The organism is Bradyrhizobium sp. (assembly GCF_036009065.1).
Classification (GTDB): Bacteria; Pseudomonadota; Alphaproteobacteria; order Rhizobiales; family Xanthobacteraceae; genus Bradyrhizobium.
The window spans coordinates 23,107-30,288 of the sequence record NZ_DASYMN010000452.1; the positions used below are offsets into that span (position 1 = coordinate 23,107).

Below are 7,182 nucleotides of genomic sequence, written 5' to 3' on the forward strand. Positions count from 1 at the left end.
GGCTCCTTTGTTCGGATAATACGCCTGCTGGTCCGGCCGTTCAATCGGCGGCATGCGTTACGATGCGAATCTCCGAGGTGAGGGTGCGGTGCACCGGACATTTGTCGGCGATTTCCATCAGTTTTTTGCGCTGTTCGGCGTCAAGCGCGCCCTCCATGGCAATGGCCCGATCGATCTGGTCGAGCATGCCCTCTTTGGTTTCACACTCGGCGCAATCCTGAGCATGAATCTTGCTATGTTTCAGCGTCACCGTCACCCGTTCCAGCGGCAGCGATTTACGGTCGGCATATAGTCGCATGGTCATGGAGGTGCAGGCGCCGAGACCCGCCAACACAAAGTCATAAGGCCCGGGTCCAGTATCCCCACCACCGGCCGCGACCGGTTCGTCGGCGAGCAGGCTGTGCGGACCGATGGAAACCGTTTGCTGAAATTTGCTGTTGCGGGTTTCGCGCACCACGACCTTGCGCGGCCCTTCGCCGGGATCGGCCGCGGCTTGCGGCGCAGCGGCGTCAATATAACGTTCCGCCCAGGCCGCGATGACATCGGCGGCGTACATGCTGTCGCGCCTGTCGCTCAGCAGATGATCGGCGCCCGGCAGCGACACAAAACTCTTCGGATGCTTCGCGGCGACGAAGATGCGGGTGGCATTGTCGATGCCAACGGTGTCGTCGGTCGGCGACTGCATGATCAACAGGGCTTTGTGTAGTCCGGCGATATGTGACGTCAAATTGTGCTCGGCGATGTCATCGAGGAATTCGCGCTTGATGTTGAACGGCCGGCCCGCCAACGAGACTTCTACCTTGCCGTGCATGCGGATGTCATCGATGCGATCGGCGAACAAGTGGGTGACGTGCGCGGGGTCGGATGGAGCCGCGATGGTGACGACGGCCTTCGCTTCCGGAATTTTCCCGGCCGCGGCCAGCACCGCGGCGCCGCCCAGGCTGTGGCCGATGACAATCGCGGGCGCTTTTCGGGTCTCGCGCAGCTGATCGGCGGCGCGTACCAGGTCGGCGACATTGGACGAAAACGTCGAGTTGGCGAAATCGCCTTCACTGGAGCCGAGGCCGGTGAAATCGAACCGCAAGACAGCGATGCCCTTGGCCGCCAATGCGACCGCGATGCGCTTGGCGGCCAGCACATCCTTTCCGCAGGTGAAGCAATGCGCGAACAGCGCATAGGCCAGCGTCTTTCCCTCCGGCAATTCCAGCGCGGCCGCCAGTTGCTGGCCTTCCGAGCCCGGAAATTGAAAACGTTCGGTTGGCACGTTCAGCCTCCGTGGTTTTCCACCTCTCCCTACGGGAGAGGTGAAGGAGAACTCCGGCACTCGACAACACCGTCATTCATGGCGATGCATCGCCGAGTCATGCTTGGTGTCGCGCATCGTCGAATAGATGATCAGCGAAAGGAAAATCATGCCGCTGAGGTAGTAGTAGAACCACTCCTCGTGCCCAAGACTTTTGAAATATAGCGCCACCGCAGGCGCGGTGCCGCCGAAGATCGAAACCGTCAGCGCATAGGGCAGGCCGACGCCGAGCGCGCGGACCGTGGTGGGAAACAACTCGGCCTTCACGATGGCGTTGATCGAGGTGTAGCCGGCAACAAAAATCCAGGCGGCGCAGATCAGCAGGAAGGCTGTGAATGGTGACTTGGTTTCCTTGAGCGTGGTCAGGATCGGCACGGTGCACAGCGTGCCGGCGATACCGAAGAAGATCAGCAGCGGCTTGCGGCCGATGCGGTCGGAGATCGCTCCGTAGATCGGCTGCAGGATGGTGGCAAAAATCAGCGAACCGAAAATCACCAGGGTAGTCTGGTCTTCGGTGAGGCCGACCGACAGCTTGACGAAGGTCTGCATGTAGGTGGTGAAGGTATAGAAGGCCGCGGTGCCGCCGGCGGTCAGCCCGACCACGAGCAGCAATTCGCGCGGATATTTCAGGAGTCCGCGGATCGAGCCGCTCGGCTTGGCGAGTTTCTTGGCTTCGACGAACGCATCGGTCTCATGCAGGTTGCGCCGCATCACCGCCGCGACAACGGCGAGCAGGGCGCCGATCACGAACGGAATCCGCCAGCCCCAGTCCTTCAGTTCTTCAGGCGTCAAAAATACCTTTTGCAGCAGCAGAAGGACGATGATGGCGGTGAGCTGGCCGCCGATCAGGGTGACGTATTGGAAACTGGAATAAAAACCCCGATGCTTGGGGTCGGCGACTTCGCTGAGGTAGGTGGCGCTGGCGCCGTATTCGCCGCCGAGGCTGAGACCTTCGATGATGCGGGCCAGCGCCAGAATGGCGGGCGCGGCGATGCCGATCGATTCGTAGGTAGGCGTCACCGCGATAATCAGCGACCCGAAACACATGCACACGACTGACAATGTCAGCGACAGCCGCCGGCCGTATTTGTCGGCGATAAATCCGAATAGCCAGCCGCCGAGCGGCCGCATCAGGAAGGTTGCTGCAAACAGCACCGCTACGTTGAGCTGCTGCACCACCGGATCGCCGTGCGGAAAGAACGCCGGCGCGAAATACAGCGCGAACGCGGTGTAGGCGTAGAAATCATACCACTCGACGAGATTGCCGACCGAGCCGATGAAGATCGCCTTGATCCGCCGTTTAGCGTCCTGGATGTCGAGATGGTCGCCGGCTGCCGGCTGCAGGATTTGGTCGGTCATGCAATCCTCCCGGATCTGTCGGCGACGCCAGGTGCGGTTCAGTTGGCCTTTGCGAACAGCATCGGAAGCTGGCGCGGCCCGCGCACGGTGCCTTCCGACCAGGTAACCTCGCCGGCCGGATCAAGCCTGAAATCCGGAATGCGCTTCAGCCATTCTTCGATCGCGACGGTCATTTCCATGCGCGCGAGATTGGAGCCGACGCAGCGGTGAATGCCGAGGCCGAAGGCGGCGTGGCGGTTCTCCTTGCGATCGATGATGACCTTATCGGCGTCGGGAAACACGGCTGGATCGCGGTTGGCGGCGGGGAACGACAGCAGCACCATGTTGCCGGGTTTGACCGGGCAACCGCTGACGGTGGTCTCCTTCACCACTTCACGCGCCATGGTCACCGGCGAATAGGCGCGCAGGAATTCCTCGATCGCGGTGGGCAGCAGCTTGGGCTCCGCAATGAGGCGCTCGCGATCGGCAGGCGTCTTTGCCAGATGCCAGAGCGAAGACCCGATCGCGCTCCAGGTGGTGTCGATGCCCGCAATCAGCAGCAGCCGCAGCGAGCCCAATACATGAAGGTCGGACAGCGGCTGGCCATCCTTGTCCCTGGCGTTCATCAGCGTCGAGATCAGGTCGTCGGTTGGATGCTTCTTGCGCGCTTCGATATGCCCGGCGAAATACTCGGACACTTCCTGCACCGCCCGCATCAGGGTTTCGTCGCTGTTGATGCCAAGCTCCAGAATCTCGTGGATCCATCTGATGAAGAGATCGCCGTCCTTCTCCGGAATGCCGAGCATGTGGGCGATGGCGCGCACCGGGATGTGCTTGGTGTAGCGGGCCGCGGCGTCGCATTTGCCGTCCGCAACGAATTCGTCGATCAGTTCGTTGCAGATCGCACGCACCCTGGGTTCGAGTTTTTTCATCGCGTCCGGCGTGAACGGCGGCAGCAACAGCTGCTTGGCGGGCTTGTGCGCCGGCGGATCCGAGTTGATCGGCGGCGCTGGCTGGATAACATCGGGCCGGACATTGCGCACGACGACGCGGCGGGAAGAAAAATGTTCGGTGTCGTAGGAAATCTGCTTCACCGCCTCGTAAGTGGTCGGAAGGTACACGCCGAGAAAACGATCGGTGTGAACCACCGGACATTTCGCGCGCAGTTCGTCCCAGATCGGAAACGGGTTTTCGGTCCAGCGCGGGTCGGTGTGGTCGAAATCGTGAACCCAATCGGTCACCGGCGGCGCGGCGCGCCGCGCGGTTCCTGCGGCCGGCGTGGCCGCGGTATCGTCCAGCAACGTTTCGCTCATGGTCTCAATCCTCGATAATGTCGATCGCGATTTCCGGACAGTTGGTCTGCGCAAGCCACGCCTTGTCCTCGAGGCCCTTGGGCACGGTGCCGTCGTCGACTTCGTGTGCGTTGCCGTATTCGTCGAGTTCGAAAAGCTCGGGCGCCAGCGACTTGCAGCGGGCATGGCCCTGACATTTATCCTGATCGACCTTTATCTTGAGTGTTCCGGACATTCAGCGTTCCCCTGTCGTCACGCGTATGGTCGCGCGTTGTATCTTTGGTAGCGATTATAACGGCGCAGGCATGATGCGCCAGCCTGAATTCCCTCATCCTGAGGAGCGGCCTCTTGGCCGCGTCTCGAAGGATGGCCACAAGCGTCCAGCTTCCATCCTTCGAGACGCAGCGCAAGCGCGCGGCTCCTCAGGATGAGGCAAAACTACTTCGCCGGCCGCGGATCGATCGGCGTCGTCCCGCGCAGGCCAAGAATATCTTCAAGCACCTTCGCTCCCGCGAGCAATTGCGTCTCGCCGCGGGGAGCCGCAACCATCTGCAAGCCGACCGGCAGGCCCGTCGCGGTGAATCCGCAGGGCAACGACAGCGCCGGGCAACACACCAGCGTGATTGCATAGACGATGCCAAGCCATTCGACATAATTGTCGAATGTCTTGCCGCCGCATTCCGCCACATAACGGTTCTCGACCGGAAACGGCGCCACGATGGTCGCGGGCGCCAGCAGCAGGTCGTAACTCTTGAAGAATTCAACGGTGCGCGCGGTCATGGCGACGCGTTGCGCTTCGGCGCGCACGAGGTCGTCGACCGTCAGCTTGAGGCCTTCCTCGATATTCCAGATCACCTCGGGCTTGAGCAGGTCGCGCTTGTCGCGCAGCAGCGCCGCCTTGCTGATGGCAAAATCGAATGCGCGCAGCACGTGGAAACATTCGTGTGCCCCGCGCAGGTCCGGATGCGCCTCCTCGACGATGGCGCCGGCCTCGGCGAAACGCATCGCGGCCTTCCGGGTGATGGCGGCGACTTCCGGATCGACCGGCGTGATGCCGAGATCGGGTGAATAGGCGACGCGCTTCGGTCCCTTGCCGGAACGCGCGGCGGACAGAAACGAGACCGGCAGCAATGGCAGCGACAGCGGATCGGCGGGATGCTCGCCGCTCATGGCATCGAGCAGCAGCGCCAGATCCTCGACATTGCGCGCCATCGGGCCCTGGACGCCGAGGTTGCGGTCGATCTTGGCGACGGGCGTATGCGCGACGCGGCCGATGCTCGGCCGCATCCCGACCACGCCGCAGAAGCTGGCGGGATTGCGCAGCGAGCCGCCCATGTCGGAGCCGTGCGCGAGCCACGCCGTGCCGGTGGCAAGCGCCGCAGCAGCGCCGCCTGAAGAGCCGGCGGCGGAGCGCGACAGGTCCCATGGATTGCGCGTGGCGCCGAACACCTCGTTGAAAGTGTTGGCGCCGGCGCCGAACTCGGGCGTGTTCGACTTGGCGTAGATCACTGCGCCGTTTTCTTCGAGATGCTCGACCAGAAGGTCGGAACGCGCCGGGATCGCGTCCTTGTAGATTGGCGAGCCCTGCGTGGTCAGGACACCGGCCACCGCGGTCAGGTCCTTGATCGGTATCGGTAGTCCGGCGAGCAGGCCGCGCGCGCCGGCGGGCTTTTTCATCAGTTCCCTGGCATGGGCCCGGGCGCGATCGAAACACAGCGTCGGCAGCGCGTTGACCTTGCCGTCGACCTCGGCAATTCGCGCCTCCAGCACGTCGAGCAGATCGAGCGGCGTAACCCCGCCTGAATTGAGTTTATCGACGATGGCGCACGCCGTTGCCTGGACCAGCCCCTGATCAGCCAATTGCTTCTCTCCCGTTGTTTCCGCTTGGGTAGCGGATTGTGGTGTGCTGTAAAACATTTTCCGACAAAGTGGAAACTGCTGAAGTTTGTGGCTCGAACTGGAGAGTTGGAAATGACGATGCCGTTCTATGAACTGGATTGGCGAACGATGAGCCAGCAAGAGCGCGACCTCGGCCTCAACAATGGCGTCGCGGTGCCCGCAAGTGCCGAGGTCGTCGCTGGTTGGGACAAGCGCTCCGCGCAGATGCGCGCCGGGCATTCCAGCCATCTCGATCTCCGTTATGGGCCGCGCGAGCGGAATCGGATCGATTTCCTCAAAGCCGGCGATGGCGGGCCGACCCTGCTATTCATCCACGGCGGTTACTGGCAGACGCGGGCGAAGGAGACATTCACCGTTTTCGCCGACGGACTGATGGCGCATGGCGTCAATGTCGCGCTGATCGGCTATACGCTCGCGCCCGACGCGACCCTTGACGAAATTGTTGCGGAAATTCACCGGGGCCTCGACTTCCTGACCGCGCGATTGCCGGAACTCGGCGGCGATGCAAATCGGATCGTGGTGTCGGGCTGGTCCGCAGGCGGACATCTCACCTCAATGGCGCTGTCGCATCCGGGCGTGAAGGCGGGAATGGCCATCAGCGGCATCTACGACCTCGAGCCGATCCGCCACAGCTATCTCAACGTCAAGCTTGGACTGGACGAGGCGATGTCGCGGCGCAACTCGCCGATGATGCAGGCCGGCAACGTGCCCAAGCCGCTGTCGCTGGTTGTCGGCAGCGCCGAACTGCCGCTGCTGCGCAAGCAGACCGCGGATTTTGCGGGCCACCGCGCGAAACATGGGTTGCCGGTGACATATGAGGAGATTCCGGGCGCGAACCATTTTTCCATCATGGAGGAATTGATGTCGCCGACCGGGCGGATCACGACGCTGGTCCGGCAGCTGTTTGAGCGCGTGTAGCCTTGTGCCCCGGACGGAGCGCAGCGCGCCTTTCTTAACCTCGCCCCGCTCTTGCGGGGAGAGGTCGAAGCCGTAGCGAAGCGCAGGCTTCGGGTGAGGGGCGAGGCAGTGATTCGAACACGATGGAGGGTTCTCGGGTCGGCTAATTGCGCTGAAGGCCTCATCGACCCGATAGGTTTTTGGTTTGGTGAGCTCAGTGCCCGGCCCCTCACCCGGCGCTTCGCGCCGACCTCTCCCGGCGAAAGAGCGGGGCGAGGTTAAGAGGTGCCTCGCTTCAAATTTCGATTCGACGATTCAAACAGCCAAGCGCTTGCGTTCCCGCGCCGCCGCGCGAGTTGGGCTTTTAGTTCTCTCCCCTCGACTTTGAGGGGAGACGGAGCGCCGAACGACGCGCCTTGGTAGTAACAAAAGCGCCTTTCGGACGCTCCGTCG

At 62.5% G+C, this 7,182-nt stretch carries 6 protein-coding genes; 1 reads left to right on the forward strand and 5 read right to left on the reverse strand.

Annotated features, from left to right (window positions below):
- Positions 1–40 precede the first annotated feature (40 nt).
- From VGP39_RS27055 to VGP39_RS27075, 5 genes are all read right to left on the reverse strand, one after another.
- Positions 41–1,264 carry a bifunctional alpha/beta hydrolase/OsmC family protein gene (locus VGP39_RS27055; RefSeq protein ID WP_327571159.1) on the reverse strand — a complete coding sequence of 408 codons (1,224 nt, stop codon included), beginning with the start codon at positions 1,262–1,264 and terminating at the stop codon, positions 41–43.
- 72 nt (positions 1,265–1,336) lie between these two features.
- Entirely contained in the window at positions 1,337–2,662 is a 1,326-nt protein-coding gene (locus VGP39_RS27060; RefSeq protein WP_327571160.1) for an MFS transporter, read from the reverse strand.
- A gap of 38 nt (positions 2,663–2,700) precedes the next feature.
- Complete coding sequence (locus VGP39_RS27065; protein WP_327571161.1) at positions 2,701–3,954, reverse strand: cytochrome P450; 1,254 nt, start codon at positions 3,952–3,954, stop codon at positions 2,701–2,703.
- 4 nt (positions 3,955–3,958) lie between these two features.
- Positions 3,959–4,168, reverse strand: a complete 210-nt coding sequence (locus VGP39_RS27070) for a ferredoxin (protein WP_327571162.1) — start codon at positions 4,166–4,168, stop codon at positions 3,959–3,961.
- A 203-nt stretch (positions 4,169–4,371) separates the two neighbouring features.
- Positions 4,372–5,793 (reverse strand): amidase, encoded by a 1,422-nt coding sequence (locus tag VGP39_RS27075; RefSeq protein ID WP_327571163.1) that lies wholly within the window; start codon positions 5,791–5,793, stop codon positions 4,372–4,374.
- A 111-nt stretch (positions 5,794–5,904) separates the two neighbouring features.
- Between VGP39_RS27075 and VGP39_RS27080 the strand changes: the two genes are divergently transcribed.
- Complete coding sequence (locus VGP39_RS27080; protein ID WP_327571164.1) at positions 5,905–6,750, forward strand: alpha/beta hydrolase; 846 nt, start codon at positions 5,905–5,907, stop codon at positions 6,748–6,750.
- Positions 6,751–7,182: the final 432 nt, after the last annotated feature.